At 65.1% G+C, this 14,616-nt stretch carries 12 protein-coding genes; 3 read left to right on the top strand and 9 right to left on the bottom strand.

All coding sequences use genetic code 11. The features are described 5' to 3' along the window. Positions 1-160 precede the first annotated feature (160 nt). From ACZ1JS_RS08970 to gltX, 3 genes are read right to left on the bottom strand one after another with little or no spacing between them, the layout of a single operon-like run. A complete protein-coding gene (locus ACZ1JS_RS08970; RefSeq protein WP_110154250.1) occupies positions 161-367 on the bottom strand; it encodes a hypothetical protein in 207 nt (68 codons plus the stop codon). Between the two features lies 1 nt (position 368). Continuing rightward, positions 369-1,652: a citrate synthase gene (locus ACZ1JS_RS08965; RefSeq protein ID WP_242116603.1), complete on the bottom strand. Its 1,284-nt coding sequence runs from the start codon at positions 1,650-1,652 to the stop codon at positions 369-371. Positions 1,653-1,669: 17 nt separating this feature from the next. Further along, complete coding sequence (gltX, locus tag ACZ1JS_RS08960; protein ID WP_465165772.1) at positions 1,670-3,100, bottom strand: glutamate--tRNA ligase; 1,431 nt, start codon at positions 3,098-3,100, stop codon at positions 1,670-1,672. A 64-nt stretch (positions 3,101-3,164) separates the two neighbouring features. Between gltX and ACZ1JS_RS08955 the strand changes: the two genes are divergently transcribed. Further along, positions 3,165-5,330 carry a ComEC/Rec2 family competence protein gene (locus ACZ1JS_RS08955; RefSeq protein WP_465165771.1) on the top strand — a complete coding sequence of 722 codons (2,166 nt, stop codon included), beginning with the start codon at positions 3,165-3,167 and terminating at the stop codon, positions 5,328-5,330. Here the strand turns inward: ACZ1JS_RS08955 and ACZ1JS_RS08950 are convergent. Genes ACZ1JS_RS08950 through ACZ1JS_RS08930 form a run of 5 tightly spaced genes read right to left on the bottom strand, consistent with a single transcriptional unit; the run spans position 5,276 to position 7,644 of the window. Continuing rightward, the gene (locus ACZ1JS_RS08950; protein ID WP_465165770.1) at positions 5,276-5,497 is read right to left on the bottom strand and encodes a hypothetical protein; all 222 of its coding nucleotides are present in this window, start codon (positions 5,495-5,497) and stop codon (positions 5,276-5,278) included. The two genes, ACZ1JS_RS08955 and ACZ1JS_RS08950, sit on opposite strands and share 55 nt — an antisense overlap. Before the next feature lie 5 nt (positions 5,498-5,502). Beyond that, entirely contained in the window at positions 5,503-6,057 is a 555-nt protein-coding gene (gene dcd / locus ACZ1JS_RS08945; protein WP_056450640.1) for a dCTP deaminase, read from the bottom strand. Next, positions 6,054-6,497, bottom strand: coding sequence for a cytidine deaminase (locus ACZ1JS_RS08940; RefSeq protein WP_465165769.1), 444 nt, complete (start codon positions 6,495-6,497; stop codon positions 6,054-6,056). The genes dcd and ACZ1JS_RS08940 overlap by 4 nt, the downstream gene beginning before the upstream one ends. Then, the gene (locus ACZ1JS_RS08935; protein ID WP_465165768.1) at positions 6,494-7,162 is read right to left on the bottom strand and encodes a GH25 family lysozyme; all 669 of its coding nucleotides are present in this window, start codon (positions 7,160-7,162) and stop codon (positions 6,494-6,496) included. Before ACZ1JS_RS08935 ends, ACZ1JS_RS08940 begins: the two co-directional genes overlap by 4 nt. Further along, on the bottom strand, positions 7,162-7,644 hold the full coding sequence (locus ACZ1JS_RS08930) for a UPF0262 family protein (protein ID WP_242116597.1): 483 nt from the start codon (positions 7,642-7,644) through the stop codon (positions 7,162-7,164). Before ACZ1JS_RS08930 ends, ACZ1JS_RS08935 begins: the two co-directional genes overlap by 1 nt. A gap of 91 nt (positions 7,645-7,735) precedes the next feature. Here ACZ1JS_RS08930 and ACZ1JS_RS08925 point away from each other — a divergent pair, with 91 nt between their 5' ends. Further along, positions 7,736-9,247: a replicative DNA helicase gene (locus ACZ1JS_RS08925; RefSeq protein WP_242116596.1), complete on the top strand. Its 1,512-nt coding sequence runs from the start codon at positions 7,736-7,738 to the stop codon at positions 9,245-9,247. A gap of 77 nt (positions 9,248-9,324) precedes the next feature. On the opposite strand, the gene ACZ1JS_RS08920 is transcribed toward ACZ1JS_RS08925, so the two are convergent. Continuing rightward, complete coding sequence (locus ACZ1JS_RS08920; protein ID WP_465165767.1) at positions 9,325-12,729, bottom strand: TonB-dependent receptor; 3,405 nt, start codon at positions 12,727-12,729, stop codon at positions 9,325-9,327. Between the two features lie 360 nt (positions 12,730-13,089). Between ACZ1JS_RS08920 and ACZ1JS_RS08915 the strand changes: the two genes are divergently transcribed. Continuing rightward, positions 13,090-14,610: a tryptophan halogenase family protein gene (locus ACZ1JS_RS08915; protein WP_465165766.1), complete on the top strand. Its 1,521-nt coding sequence runs from the start codon at positions 13,090-13,092 to the stop codon at positions 14,608-14,610. Positions 14,611-14,616: the final 6 nt, after the last annotated feature.

The raw sequence follows: 14,616 nt of genomic DNA, 5'->3' as shown, positions 1-14,616 counted from the left end.
CACGAAAGCGCACCATCCATTCTGTTTCCAACGAAAACAGTAATTTGCGCAATTCGGCGGTATGCGCCGACGAGCAACTGATTGCACCGATCTGGTAGAAAATGCCGAAGACCGAAATATTGTCGTCGGAAGTTCGGCTGCCGCTGCGCGAGTCGCGGGATCAGCGGCGGGGCAGGCGCCGCGCGATGAGGATCAGGAGCAGCCCGGCTGCCGCTACGACCGATCCGGTGACGACCCAGAGATACTGGTCGATCATGAAGGAACTGGCGGGCCAGCGGATGATCCCCATCCCCTGACCCAGCCAGAACAGTCCGACGAACGCGAGGATCGCACCGACGATCGTCAGCGCCCGCCGGACGATGCGCATCTCAGCGCTGGCCCACGGGTACGTAATCGCGCTGTGCAGGGCCGGTATAGAGCTGACGCGGACGGCCGATCTTTTGTTCGGGGTCCGAAATCATCTCGTTCCACTGCGCGACCCAGCCGACGGTGCGGGCGAGCGCGAACAATGCGGTGAACATCGTGGTCGGGAAACCGATCGCCGACAGGATGACGCCCGAATAGAAGTCGACGTTCGGGAACAGCTTCTTCTCGATGAAGTAATCGTCCGACAGCGCCAGTTCCTCGAGCCGCAACGCGGTTTCGAACACCGGATCGTTGACGCCCAGCGATTCGAACACTTCGCGCACCGTCTTCTGCATGACGGTCGCGCGCGGATCGTAGTTCTTGTAGACGCGGTGACCGAAGCCCATCAGGCGGAACGGATCGTCCTTGTTCTTGGCGCGGGCGATATATTCCGGGATACGCTCGGGCGTGCCGATCTCGCGCAGCATGTTGAGCGCAGCCTCGTTCGCGCCGCCATGCGCCGGACCCCAGAGGCAGGCGATGCCGGCGGCCATGCAGGCGAACGGGTTCGCGCCCGACGAACCGGCGAGACGGACGGTCGAGGTCGACGCATTCTGTTCGTGATCGGCGTGCAGGATGAAGATGCGGTCCAGCGCCTTTTCGACGACCGGGTTCACTTCATAGGGCTCGGCCGGCACGCCAAAGGTCATCTTCAGGAAATTGCCGGTGTAGCTGAGCGAATTGTCCGGATACTGGAACGGCTGGCCGACGCTGTACTTGTACGCCATCGCCGCGATCGTCGGCATCTTGGCGATCAGCCGGTGCGAGGCGATCGTCCGCTGGGTCGGATCGGTGATGTCGGTCGAATCATGGTAGAAGGCCGACAGCGCGCCGACGACGCCGCACATGATCGCCATCGGGTGCGCGTCGCGGCGGAAACCGCGATAGAAGGTCGCGAGCTGTTCGTGCAGCATCGTGTGGCGGCTGATCGTGGTGGTGAAGTTGCCCAGTTCCTCGCCCGACGGCAGTTCGCCGTTCAGCAGCAGATAGGCGACCTCCATGAACGACGATTCCTCGGCCAGCTGACCGATCGGATAGCCGCGATGCAGCAGCACGCCTTCGTCACCATCGATATAGGTCAGCGCCGAATCGCAGCTGGCGGTCGAGGTGAAGCCCGGATCGTAGGTGAAGGCGCCGGTCTGCGCATAGAGCTTGCGGATGTCGACGACGTCGGGACCGATCGTTCCCGATCGAACCGGAAATTCGACGTCCTTGCCCGCAACCTGCAGTTTAGCGTTATCGGCCATCTGGCGTCTCCTGTTGGTTATGCGGCCGGTTTGGCCATCTGATCTTCGATGCGGCCAAGGCTTTCGGCGCGGCCCAGAAGGGCAAGCACGTCGAAAATCCCCGGTGAGGTGCGCGAACCCGTCAGCGCGGCGCGAAGCGGTTGCGCGGCGGCACCCAGCTTCAACCCCGCCGCCTCCGCCACTTCGCGTACCGCAGCTTCGATCGTCTCCGTATCCCATGCTGCGAGTGCGTCAAGCTTGGCGTGCAACTGCGACAGAATCGCACGTGCCTCGGGCGTCAGCAGCGCGGTGGCGCCGTCGTCCATCGGCAGCGGCCGCGACTTGAAGAAGAAGGCGGCATTGGCGGCGAGTTCGTTGAGATCGGCGGCGCGCACCTTCAGCACCGGCATGGCGCGCTGCAGCAGGTCGCGGTCGATCCCGTCGGGCAGGCGTTCGGCCACTAGCGCGGTCAGGCGCGCATCATCGGCCTCGCGAATATAATGGCCGTTGAGGTTCAGCAGCTTCTTCGTATCGAAACGGGACGGCGAGCGGCCGACGCCCGACAGGTCGAAGACCTCGGTCGCGCGCTCGCGGCTGATGATTTCCTCGTCGCCATGGCCCCAGCCGAGCCGCAGCAGATAGTTGTTCAGCGCTTCGGGCAGCACGCCAAGTTCGTCGCGATACGCTTCTACGCCCAGAGCACCGTGGCGCTTCGACAGCTTGGCACCGTCGGCGCCATGGATCAGCGGCACATGGGCATAAACGGGATCGGGCCAGCCGCCCTCGACCGCGTCCATCGCGCGGATCAGCGAGAGCTGGCGAAAGGCGTTGTTGAGGTGATCGTCGCCGCGAATGACATGGGTGACGCCCATGTCGTGATCGTCGACCACGACCGCGAGCATATAGGTCGGCGTACCGTCGGAGCGGAGCAGCACGAAATCGTCGAGTTCGGCATTGGCGACGGTGACGTCGCCCTGCACCTGGTCCGAAATCGTCACGGCGCCTTCCTTCGGCGCCTTCAGCCGGACGACGAACGGCGCGCCTGCGGGCGCATCCTCGGGCGCGCGGTCGCGCCAGCGTCCGTCATAGCGGATCGGCTTGCCGGCGGCGCGCTGTTCCTCGCGCAGGGCGGTCAGTTCCTCAGGGGTCGCATAGCAGCGATAGGCATGACCGGCGTCGAGCAACTGGTGCGCGACGGCGGCGTGGCGGTCGGCGCGCGCGAACTGGAACACGGCGTCGCCGTCCCAGTCGAGGCCGAGCCAGCGCATGCCGTCGAGGATCGCGTCGATCGCCGGCTGGGTCGAGCGGGCGCGATCGGTATCCTCGATCCGCAGCAGGAAGCGACCGCCATGGCGACGGGCATAGAGCCAGTTGAACAGCGCGGTGCGCGCGCCGCCGATATGGAGAAAGCCGGTCGGCGACGGCGCGAAGCGGGTGACGACAGGCGTCGCGGAAGTGGTTGCGCCCAAGCGCGGATGCTCCCAGAAATCGGGTGGAACAGATATGGCCAGTTCAGCCGCGACCGCCCCTAGCATGGCACCCGTGCCGCTTCAAACCGCCGGTATCGGGGCTCGGTTCCTTGCCGCGCTGGAACGCGTGGCCGAGGCGGAGCGGGGACAGTTGCCGCTATGGATGCCGGTCGCATTGGGAGCCGGCATCACGGCGTGGTTCGTGCTGCCGGGACCGGCGGCTTGGGGTGCGGTGCTGTTGGCCGGGCTGGCGGCCGCGCTGGCCGGACTGGTGCTGCCATGGGGGATGCGGACCGCGCGGGCGATCACGATCGCGGGCCTGCTGATGATGCTGGGCTGTGCACTGATCTGGGGGCGGGCGGAGCGGGTGGCGGCGCCGGTGCTGGCGCGACCGGTGGTGGCGGCGTTCGAAGCGCGGGTCGAGCGGGTCGAGCCGTTGCCGGCGCGCGAACTGGTTCGCCTGACCCTGCGGCCGGATGCCATGGCCCGTTTGCCGTCGCTGGTTCGGGTCAATATCGCCGAAAGCGATCTGCCCGCCGGGGTGGTGCCAGGCAGCCGCCTGTCGCTGCGTGCGCGTCTGATGCCGCCGCCCTCCGCCGCAGTGCCGGGCGCCTATGATTTCGCCCGGACCGCGTGGTTTCAGGGGATCGGCGCGACCGGGCGCGGCTTCGCACCGATCCGCATCGTCGCGCCGGGCGATCCGGGGAACGCCGCGCTCCGCTCGACGCTGACCGGCCATATCGTCTCCCGGGTCGATGGCAGCGAAGGCGGGATCGCGGCCGCGTTCGTGACCGGTGATCGCGGCGCGATCGATGCGGCTGATGCGGAGGCGATGCGGCGCTCAGGTCTCGCCCATCTGCTGTCGATCAGCGGGCTGCACGTCACCGCGGTGGTGGTCGGCACGATGACGCTGGTGCTGAAGCTGCTGGCGCTGTTCCCGCCGCTGGCGCTCCGGGTGCGGTTGCCGGTCGTCGCGGCCGGGGCGGGGGCGCTGGCGGCCTTGGCCTATACATGGTTGTCGGGGGCCGATGTACCGACGGTTCGGTCGTGTATCGCGGCGCTGCTGGTGTTGGCCGCGCTGTCGATCGGGCGCGAGGCGATCACGTTGCGGCTGATCGCGACGGGGGCGTTGCTGGTGCTGCTTGCGTTACCGGAGTCGCTGGCAGGTCCGAGTTTCCAGTTGAGCTTTGCCGCCGTCACCGCGATCGTCGCGCTGCACGAACATCCCCGCGTCCGGCGCTGGTTCCTGAAGCGCGACGAGGCGCGGTGGAGAGGGTTCGGACGCGGTTTGGCGTCGTTGTTGCTCACCGGGCTGGTGGTCGAGGCGGCGTTGATGCCGATCGGCCTCTATCATTTTCACAAGGCCGGGCTGTACGGCGCGCTGGCCAATATCGTCGCCATCCCGCTCACGACCTTCGTCACCATGCCGCTGGAGGCGCTCGCATTGGCGCTCGATCTGGTCGGGATCGGGGCACCGGCATGGTGGGCGGTCGAGCGGTCGCTGACGTTGCTGCTGTGGATCGCGCGGACGGTTGCGGCGGCGCCGGGATCGGTCGCTTCGCTGCCGGCGATGCCCGACGGTGCATTCGCGCTAATGGTCATGGGCGGTCTGTGGATCGCGCTGTGGCGGACGTCGCTTCGGCGTTGGGGGATCGTGCCGTTCGCGGCCGGGGCGCTATGGGCGCTGGCGACGCCGGCACCCGACCTGCTGGTGACCGGCGACGGGCGGCATCTGGCATTGGCGACGCCCGATGGCGGCATGGCGATCCTGCGCGACCGGGCGGGCGATTATGTCCGCGCGACGCTGGGCGAGGGCGGCGGCGTCGAGGGCGCGTTGCCGCCGCTGTCCGAACAAGCCGGCGCAAGGTGCAGCGCCGACCTGTGCATCGCCACGCGGGAGACGGGCGGGCGGCGCTGGACGATCGTCGCGACGCGCAGCGGCTATGCGGTGCCGTGGGTCGAACTGATCGCCGCCTGTCGCCGTGCCGATATCGTCGTCAGCGACCGTCGCCTGCCCGATGGTTGTACGCCGCGCTGGTTGAAGCTCGACCGGACGATGCTGGCACGGACGGGCGGCGTCGCGATATCGCTGGCGAACGGGCGGGTGACGACCGTGCGGCAGGGCGGGCGGCATCCATGGGAGGTGCCGCAGACGGTCGCGCCGCAGCGTCCGCCCTATCGCGACCGGCGCGTGGGGCGGAAGGGAGCGGTTTCCGACGCCGCCCGATGATCGTTGATCGCGACCCGAGCGCAGACGAACGCCATCCACAGGATGAGCGCGCCGCCGATACCGAAGGCGAGCGGCAGCGGCAGCTTCGGGGCGAACAGCGCCAGAATCGGCAGGAGCGCCGACAGGCGCACCACCGCGCTGCGCCCGGTCCAGTTGCGTCCGATCATCGTCGTCAGAGCCGCGGCAGGGTGACGCCGCGCTGGCCCATATATTTGCCGGCGCGATCGGCATAGCTGGTGCCGCAGGGCTGGTCGCCCTTCAGGAACAGGAACTGGCAGGCGCCTTCATTGGCGTAGATCTTTGCCGGAAGCGGCGTCGTGTTGGAGAATTCCAGCGTGACATGCCCCTCCCATTCCGGCTCCAGCGGCGTCACGTTGACGATGATCCCGCAGCGCGCGTAGGTCGATTTGCCGAGGCAGATGACCAGCACATCGCGCGGCACGCGGAAATATTCGACGGTGCGGGCGAGTGCGAAGCTGTTGGGCGGGATGATGCATACGTCGGTCTTGCGATCGACGAAGCTGTTCTGGGCGAAGTCCTTCGGATCGACGACGGCGGAGTCGACGTTGGTGAAGATCTTGAATTCGTCCGACACCCGCGCGTCATAGCCGTAGGACGACAGGCCGTAGCTGATGCACCCCTCGCGCCGCTGCGATTCGACAAAGGGTTCGATCATCCCCGTCGCCAGTGCCTGTTCGCGAATCCAGTGATCCGACAGGATCGTCATTGCTTTCCCCCAATACCCAGATCGCCCGGGCCAAATGCATGCGGCAACAGGTCGGACAGCCGGTGCGTTTCGATGGTGCCGCCGCCAAGCCCGGAACAATAGACCGCCAGATCGCGTCCGCCCATCTGCGCCGCTTCGTTCAACACCTGCCGACAACGGCCGCAGGGGCGGATCGGATCAGTGTCGCGCCCGCCCATGCGCCCGCCGACGATGCCGACCGCAACGATCTGACCGAGCTTGCCTGCCCCGCTAGCGGTCGCGGTGGCGACGGTTTCGGCGCAGAGCGACAGGCCGTAGCTGGCGTTTTCGAAGTTCGTGCCGGTAACAATCGATCCATCGGTCAGCAGCAACGCCGCGCCGACCGCGAAGCGCGAATAGGGCGCGTGGGCATGGGCGGCGGCGGCGCGCGCGGCGTCGATCAGGGTGGCGGGATCGGTCATTGGGCGGCTACACTCCACGCGACGGGACGGGCGACGCCGTCGATGCGCCGCGCCGGGTTCGCCTGCCACATCCGCCACGGCCGCGCCAGATAATCGGGTTCGAAGAAGCGGCGTTGCGCCCAGAGCGGCCGGACGATCGCGGCGCTGACCCGATATTCCGCTTCGAAGGCGGGTGAAATGCGCAGCATCATCGCCCGGCCGTCATGATATTCGGCCGGCCCCAGAAACCCGCGGATCGCGGTCATCACCTGCGCGCGGGTCGGACGCGTGGTGCAGTCGGGCGAGAAGTCGAGCGACAGCGTGGCGGGCAGAGCATCGGTCGCGCGCGGTACCGTGGTCAGATAGGTCGTGACCTGATCGGCGGTCGGCTCGCACAGCGAAAATTCGTGGAGCGCACCGTGGCGCATCCCGATGGCATGCGCGCCGTTCCAGTTCGTTTCGAACGCGGCATCGCGCTGCGTTCCCCGCGACGCCGTGACATAGGCGAAATCGGCGCCGCGCGCGCGGACGGTCGGCCAGTCGATCGGGCCGTCCCCGGTCGATACCGTCAGGCCCTGGACCGGAAACCGCGTGCGATCGGGCGTCCAGCCGAACGACCATTGCCACAGGAACAACGCAACCAGCGCCAGCACCGCCAGCGCGCCGAGAATCAATTTGAACCGCATCACGCCTTGATATGCAGCACGCAGATCAGGGTGAAGAGGCGGCGTGCGGTGTCGAAGTCGATCTCGACCTTGCCGTCCAGCCGTTCGCGCAGCGCCTCGGCCGCCTCGTTGTGGATGCCACGCCGCGCCATGTCGATCGTCTCGATCTCGTGCGGGGTCGCCTGTCGTATGGCTTTGTAATAGCTGTCGCAGATCGCGAAATAATCGCGGATCGGGCGGCGCAACCGCGCCATGCCCAGCACCAGCGTCTCGATCAGGCTGCCGTCCTCACGCGCGATGTCGATCGCCAACCGCCCCTCGGGCACCGACAACGCGATGCGGTACGGACCGGCATAATGATCGGCAGGCACCCGGGCGGGGGCGAAGTGATTCGCCTCGAGCAGGTCGAAGATCGCGATCCGCCGTTCCTGTTCGATATCGGCGCTGCGCCATAAAATGGTGCGCTCGTCGAGGGTCACGTCGATGATCCGGGGATCGGCCATGGCCTCCTGTCGCCGCTTCATGTCGTGGCGTCCACCGCAAAATGCGCTGTCAAGCGGTTGAGCGTAAGGCCGAGGTCTGGGACAAGGGGCGATGGCTACTGTTCACAGCATTGGCGGGGGCACTCCCCCGCAACCACCGCGCGTGCCCCACAATGTCGATGCGGAGGCGGCGCTGCTGGGCGCGATGCTGATCGACAACGGCCTAGCCGACGACATGGTCGAACGGCTGGATATCGAGCATTTCTACGATCCCGCCCATGCGCGCATCTTCGAACGGATTCGCGACGTCCGCCGCACCGGCATGATCGCCAGTCCGGTGACGCTGCGGCCGATGTTCGACAATGACGAATTGTTGGCGGCGCGTGGCGGCACCCAATATCTGGTCGAGATCACCGGCAGCAACGCCAGCCTGATCGGTGCGCGGCAGTTCGCGCAGCAGATCTACGACCTCGCCCAGCTGCGCGCGCTGATCACCGTGGGCCGCACGCTGGTCGAAAACGCCACCGACACCTCGACCGAGGTCGACCCCAAGAAGCAGATCGAGGCGGCCGAGGAAGCACTGTTCAAGGTCGCGGCGGAGGGGAACACGACCAACGCGGTCAAGTCGTTCGCGCAGGCGACGACGATGGCGGTGCGCATGGCCGAACGCGCGATGAACTCCGGTGGCGGCCTGTCGGGCGTCACGACCGGCCTCGCGTCGGTCAACGGCCGCATCGGCGGCATGCATCATAGCGATCTCATCATCCTTGCCGGGCGACCCGGCATGGGCAAGACGTCGCTGGCGACCAACATCGCCTTCAACGCCGCGCAACGTTATATGGACGATCAGCGCGCGGGCATGGAAAAGGGCAAGTCGGTCGGCGCGAAGGTCGCGTTCTTCTCGCTCGAAATGTCCGCCGATCAGCTCGCGACGCGCATCATGGCCGAGCAGGCGGAAATCAGTTCCGAAGCGTTGCGCATGGGCAAGATCCGCAAGGAGGATTTTACCCGCCTCGCCAACGCCGCCGCCGATCTGGAGCAGTTGCCGCTCTATATCGACGATACCGCCGGCCTGTCGATTTCGGGCCTGCACACCCGCGTCCGCCGGTTGCAGCGCAAACTGGACGGTGAACTCGGGCTGGTCGTGGTCGACTATCTTCAGCTCCTGCAGGGATCGGGCAAGGGCAGCGACAACCGCGTGCAGGAAATCTCCGAGATTTCGCGCGGGTTGAAGACGCTGGCCAAGGATATCGGCGTGCCGGTGATGGCGCTGTCGCAGTTGTCGCGTGCCGTCGAGCAGCGCGAGGACAAACGGCCGCAGCTGTCCGACCTTCGTGAATCGGGGTCGATCGAACAGGACGCCGACATGGTCTGGTTCGTGTATCGCGAAGACTATTATGTCGCGGCGAAGGAGCCGAAACGCCCGCGCGACGGCGACGATGCGAAGGTGTTCGAGGACCATGCCAAATGGGCGATGGATATGGAACGTGTCTATGGCCTCGCCGAGCTCATCATCGCCAAGCAGCGGCATGGCGCGACCGGCAAGGTGACGCTGAAGTTCGAGCCGCAGATCACCAAGTTCAGCGACTATGCCGGCGGCGGGTTCAGCGGACTGGACGAATAGCCGATCGGTCCTGGCCGGGCAAAAAAAGGGGGAGGCGCCGGTGGCACCTCCCCCCGATTTGTTTGCAGTGGTCCGCGTCAGATGCGGAACAGGGCGCCGATCACGATGCGGCGATCGTTCAGGAAGCTGAACCGGTCGTAGCGCTGACCATCACCGTCGATGATGCCGTACGCCTTGCTCTTCGTATCGAGGATGTTGGCGATCGACCCGCGCAGCTGCAGGTTGCCGATGTTGAACTTCAGCGACGCGTCGAGGAAGCCCGCGTCTTCGGCGAAGATCGGGTTGCCGGTCACATAGTCGCGATAGGTCAGCAGGTAGGACGAACGCCAGTTATAGGCGAGACGCGCTTCGACCACCTTGTCCTGATAGATCGCGACCGCGTTGGCGATATGCTTGGACTGGCCGAGCAGATCGCTGACGCCCCAGCGGAACACCTGCGTCACGTCGTCGGGCACGCCGTCGCCATTGGCATCGGCGCCGTTGCCCGGCGGCGTCGTGTTGGCATCGATGAAGGTGTAGTTGGCCTGCACGCCCAGATGCTTGAGCGGTCCCGGCAGGAAGTCGAAGAATTGCTGATAGCCGACTTCGACGCCCTTCACCGTCGCCTTCGCCTGGTTGACCGGGCCGTTATAGATGATGTTCAGCGTCTTGCCGTCGAGCGTCGTCGTCCCCAGCGAGAGGTCGCCGTTGGTGATGATGTTCGACAGCTTCTTGTAGAAGCCGGCGACCGACAGATAGCCGCCCTTGAAGTACCACTCATACGACAGGTCGAAATTGTCGGCGGTGGTCGGCTTCAGGAACGGGTTGCCACGGCTGACGCGGATTTCGCTGGCGGAAATGTCCACAGCGCCACGGTCCACGCCGAACAACGGGTCGTTCTGGTCGGTAATCTGCTGATACCGGGTGCTGGTGGTCGTGACGACATATTCCTGCGAAGCGCGCAGATCCTGTACGTTCGGCCGGCTCAGCCCCTTGCTGTAGCCGAAGCGGAACAGCATCTCGCGGTTGAGATTGAACTTCATGTTGAAGGACGGCAGCCACTTCTCGTCGACCAGGTTGAGCGTGGTCGGGATCGCGGCCTGTTCCGAATATGCGACCGCCTGCGGAGCGAAGTCGCGGATATCGTCGCGGCTTTCGGCATCGTCGGTACGCAGCCGGCGGCCGGTCGTCGGATCGAACGTATATTGGCAGCCCGTCTGTCCCGCGCCGCCGGCCGGATTACAGGACGGCAGGTCGGGGTTGAACGGGCGGAATGCCTGGAAGCCCGACGATTGCAGTTCGGTGCGGACGTAGCGCACACCGACATTGCCGTCGATCGACATGCCGCCGTCGAAGTCATGTTTGAAATCGATGCGGACATAGGCGTTCTTTGTCCGCTCGGTGATGTCGGACGTATCCTCGGGACGATAGACGCCCTGACCGAAACGCGTGCCGTCATCGATCCCGCGCGGGACCCAACTGCCCAGCGTCGCCAACTGGGGTTCGCTGGCGAGATATTTGCGATAGGCGGAATAGTCGTTGAGGATATCGCTATTCACGAAGACGAATGCGGTGTTGCTGCCCGGAATGACGCCATCGCCACGGAAGAAGTTCTTGAACTCGACCGCTTCGAAGCCCTTGTTCGGGTTCTGGAACGTGCCGGCGATACCATAGCCGCCCGCCCATGCCGGAGCGATCGCGCCCCAGTTGAGCGCCATTTCCGAATTGACCTGGCTGCGTTCGGCGAAACGCGCACCGAACTTGACGCTGTCGAACCAGCCGGCAAGCCCGTCGCCGCCCGACACGTCGTAGCTAACGTCGCCACGCAGCGAATAGAGGTCGCCTTCGCCGTTCTGGAACTGATCGGCGGCATACTGGAAATTCGCGCCGTTGAAGTCGGCCGAGTTCGTCGGCGACGGGATGTAGACGCCGGGCGCGTTGATGAACCCGTTAGAATTGGTGATCGGATCACGATCACCGGTGAAGCGGGTATTGCTGGGGTTGAAGCGGTGCGCGGGGTCGATGAAGAATTCGACGCGCGGATGGTCGAGGTCCGGCGTCACCGAATAGTTGAAGTAGCTGTTCATGCCACCCCAGATCTGACGCTGCCGGGCGTCCGCCTTGGTATATTGTCCATCGAGCGTGACGAAGAGGCGCTCCGTGGCGTTCCATTTGATGTTCAGGCTGAAGTCTTCGGTGGTGGCTTCTTCCTGCTTGCCCACGCCCAACATGCCGATGTCACGACCGCGTGCACCGGTCCATGAATCGTTGTTGCTGGTAACCAGGCCCGATTCCATCAGGCCGCCGCGGACCGGATACAGGTTTTCGCAATCGCCGGGAGCGACCGGACGCCCGCCCGGACCGCTGCACAACGGCAGTCCGTTCGAACCCCAGTTCTTATCGAGCTGCATGTTCTGCACGCCGATCTGCACGCCGCCATTATGGTCGGGGAACCATTCCAGCGTGTCTTCGATGCTGTTGATCTTGCTTTCGACGCGAATGTACTTGAACGTGGCCTGCAGACCGTCGTTGCGCCACTGCAACGCGCCATAATAGCTGATGCGGTCGCGATCGAATTCGGTGTTGCGGAACTGGAAGCCGGGCGTGATGCCGACGATGCGCGACGGATCGGCACCGTTGAACTCGTTCAACCGGTTATCGTCGTTGAAGTTGCCGGTTTCTGGCACGTTGCCGTTAGCATCGAGCACGCGAGGGATCGGCGGGCTTTGCTGCCAGCCGTTGATCCGCGAATCGAGGCGCGAGCGGGAATAGGAACCGAGGATGCCGATCTCGCCAATGCCGGTGTTCCAGCGCTTGCCGGCGGTGATGCTCGCCTGCGGCGACCACTTCTCGCGCAAGTCGGAATAGGTGCCGTCAACCGAGATGACGAACAGATCCTTCTTGCTGTCGAACGGTTCGAGCGTGCGCAGGTTGATCGTGCCGCCGATGCCGCCCTCGATCAGGTCGGCGCTCTGGTTCTTGTAGACGTCGACGCCGCCGACCAGTTCGGGCGGAATGCTGGAGAAGTCGAGCGCACGACCGCCATTGGCCGAAAAGGCGTCACGGCCGTTGAATTCGGAGCGGACGAAACCGAGACCGCGCACGAGGTTGCCGCGACCTTCGGGCGAGGGGAAGTCGGGGCTGCCGCCGTTGGTCGGGAAGCGCGAGATGGTCACGCCCGGAATACGGCCGATCGCTTCGGCGACCGACAGATCGGGTAGCGTCGCAATGTCCGACGCAGTGATCGAATCGACGAAGGTCGACGAGCGGCGCTTGATCTCCTTGGCCGATTCAAGCGCGGCGCGGATGCCGGTAACGACGATTTCACCTTCGGGCGTCGCGTCCTGCGCATCGGCCAGCGGCGTCGGCACCTTTTCGTCCGGCGGCGTGATGGCGGTCTGTGCAAAGGCGGCTGCCGGCGTCAGTGCCAAGGTCAGCGCGGATGTGGCCAACAGCAACTTCTTGGCCGAACGCGACGGATACGCGAGTACCTGCATCTTCATCAATCTATCCCCTCCCTGTAGCGACGTCTGTTCGCGTCGCCCGGCGTTACCTGTGCGCGATCCTTGCTGCTCGTTTCTCGTTTTTCGATACGATACGGCTAGCAATGGTGCGGCAACATTCGGGTGCATATCTGATCTGATTTACCCCGACAAGATAGCGGTAACATATTTACCCGACATCGTTGACAATTGTCCGGGTGGGGCGTTCTGATTGTAATCCAAGTAACATTACGTACGTAATTATTGCTGCATTGCAACGTATTAACGATATGGTTGCGCCAATGCTTGGGCAGTGCGAACGATGTTGTCGGAGAGGGGCGTTTCTATGACTAAACATGCCGGTAACCGGCCGAGGGCCGTATGACGGCGGCTGCCGAGATCGAACGGGTCTGCATCGTCGGCGGGGGTACCGCCGGCTGGATGACTGCTGCTGCGCTTGCGAACAGGCTGCACGGTCTGGGCGTCCGGGTGCAGCTGATCGAATCGGACGAAATCGGGACGGTCGGGGTCGGTGAAGCGACGCTGCCGCATATCCGGGCGTTCAATACGACGCTGGGTATCGCCGAATCGGATCTAATGCGCGCGACCGAAGCCACGTACAAACTGGGCATCGAGTTTTGCGACTGGGGTCGAATCGGCGACCGCTATATTCACCCGTTCGGCAATTACGGGCCGACCGACGACGGCATCCCCTTTTATCATCAATGGCTGCGGCTGCGCGAACAGGGGGATACGACCCGGCTCGACGAATATTCCTTTCCGGTCATCGCCGCCGAGAACAACCGCTTCCGCCATCCCGGCAGCGATGTGCGGCAGGTCGAATCGAGTTTCGGCTATGCCTATCAGTTCGACGCCTCGCTCTATGCCCGCTTCCTGCGGCGTTATGCCGAAGCGCGCGGCGTCGAGCGGGTCGAGGGCAAGGTGGTCGACGTCGCGCTCGACGCGGAGCGTGGCCATGTCCGTGACGTGACGCTGGCCGACGGACGGGTGGTACAGGCCGACCTGTTCGTCGACTGTTCGGGCTTTCGCGGGCTGTTGATCGAAGGGGCGTTGCAGTCGGGCTATGACGACTGGAGCAGCTGGCTGCCGTGCAACCGGGCGGTCGCGGTGCCGACCGACAGTCGCGGACCGCTCGGCCCCTATACGCGCGCGACGGCGCGGACGGCGGGGTGGCAATGGCGGATCCCGTTACAGCACCGGGTCGGCAACGGTCATGTCTATTGCAGCAGCTTCATTTCCGACGACGACGCGCAGGCGCAACTGGTCGCCAATCTCGACGCGCCGATGCAGGCCGAGCCGCGGCGGCTGCGCTTCACGACCGGACGGCGCCGCGACTTCTGGAAACGCAACGTCGTCGCGATCGGGCTGGCCAGCGGGTTTCTCGAACCACTCGAATCGACGTCGATCCACCTGATCCAGGACGGCATCACCGAGTTGCTGGCGCTGTTCCCGACGCGTCGCTTCGATGCGGGCGACATCGACGAATATAACCGGCGGATGGCGCTGCACTTCGAACGGGTGCGCGACTTCCTGCTGCTGCACTATGTCGCGACCGAGCGGGAGGATAGCGAGATGTGGCGTCATTTCCGCGCGCTGACCCTGCCCGACAGTTTGCAGGCGAAGATCGATGCATGGCTGACGCGCGGCTATGTCGTACCCTATCAGTTCGGATTGTTCCTGCCGCCCAGCTGGGTGGCGGTGATGCTGGGGCAGAGGCTTATGCCGAAGGGATATGATCCGCGCGTGCTCGCGCAGGACGATGCGACGATCGCGGCGCGCGCGGCGGCGCTGCGCGGGGCGGTGGCGCAGGCGGTGCAGGCGACCCCCGACCATGCCGACTATATCCGCCGATCGCCGGCCGCGGCCGGTCTGGCGGCCTGAAGGACG

This window comes from Sphingomonas sp. BL-S-05 (genome assembly GCF_055521695.1).
This window is presented reverse-complemented; position numbering and strand designations above follow the sequence as displayed.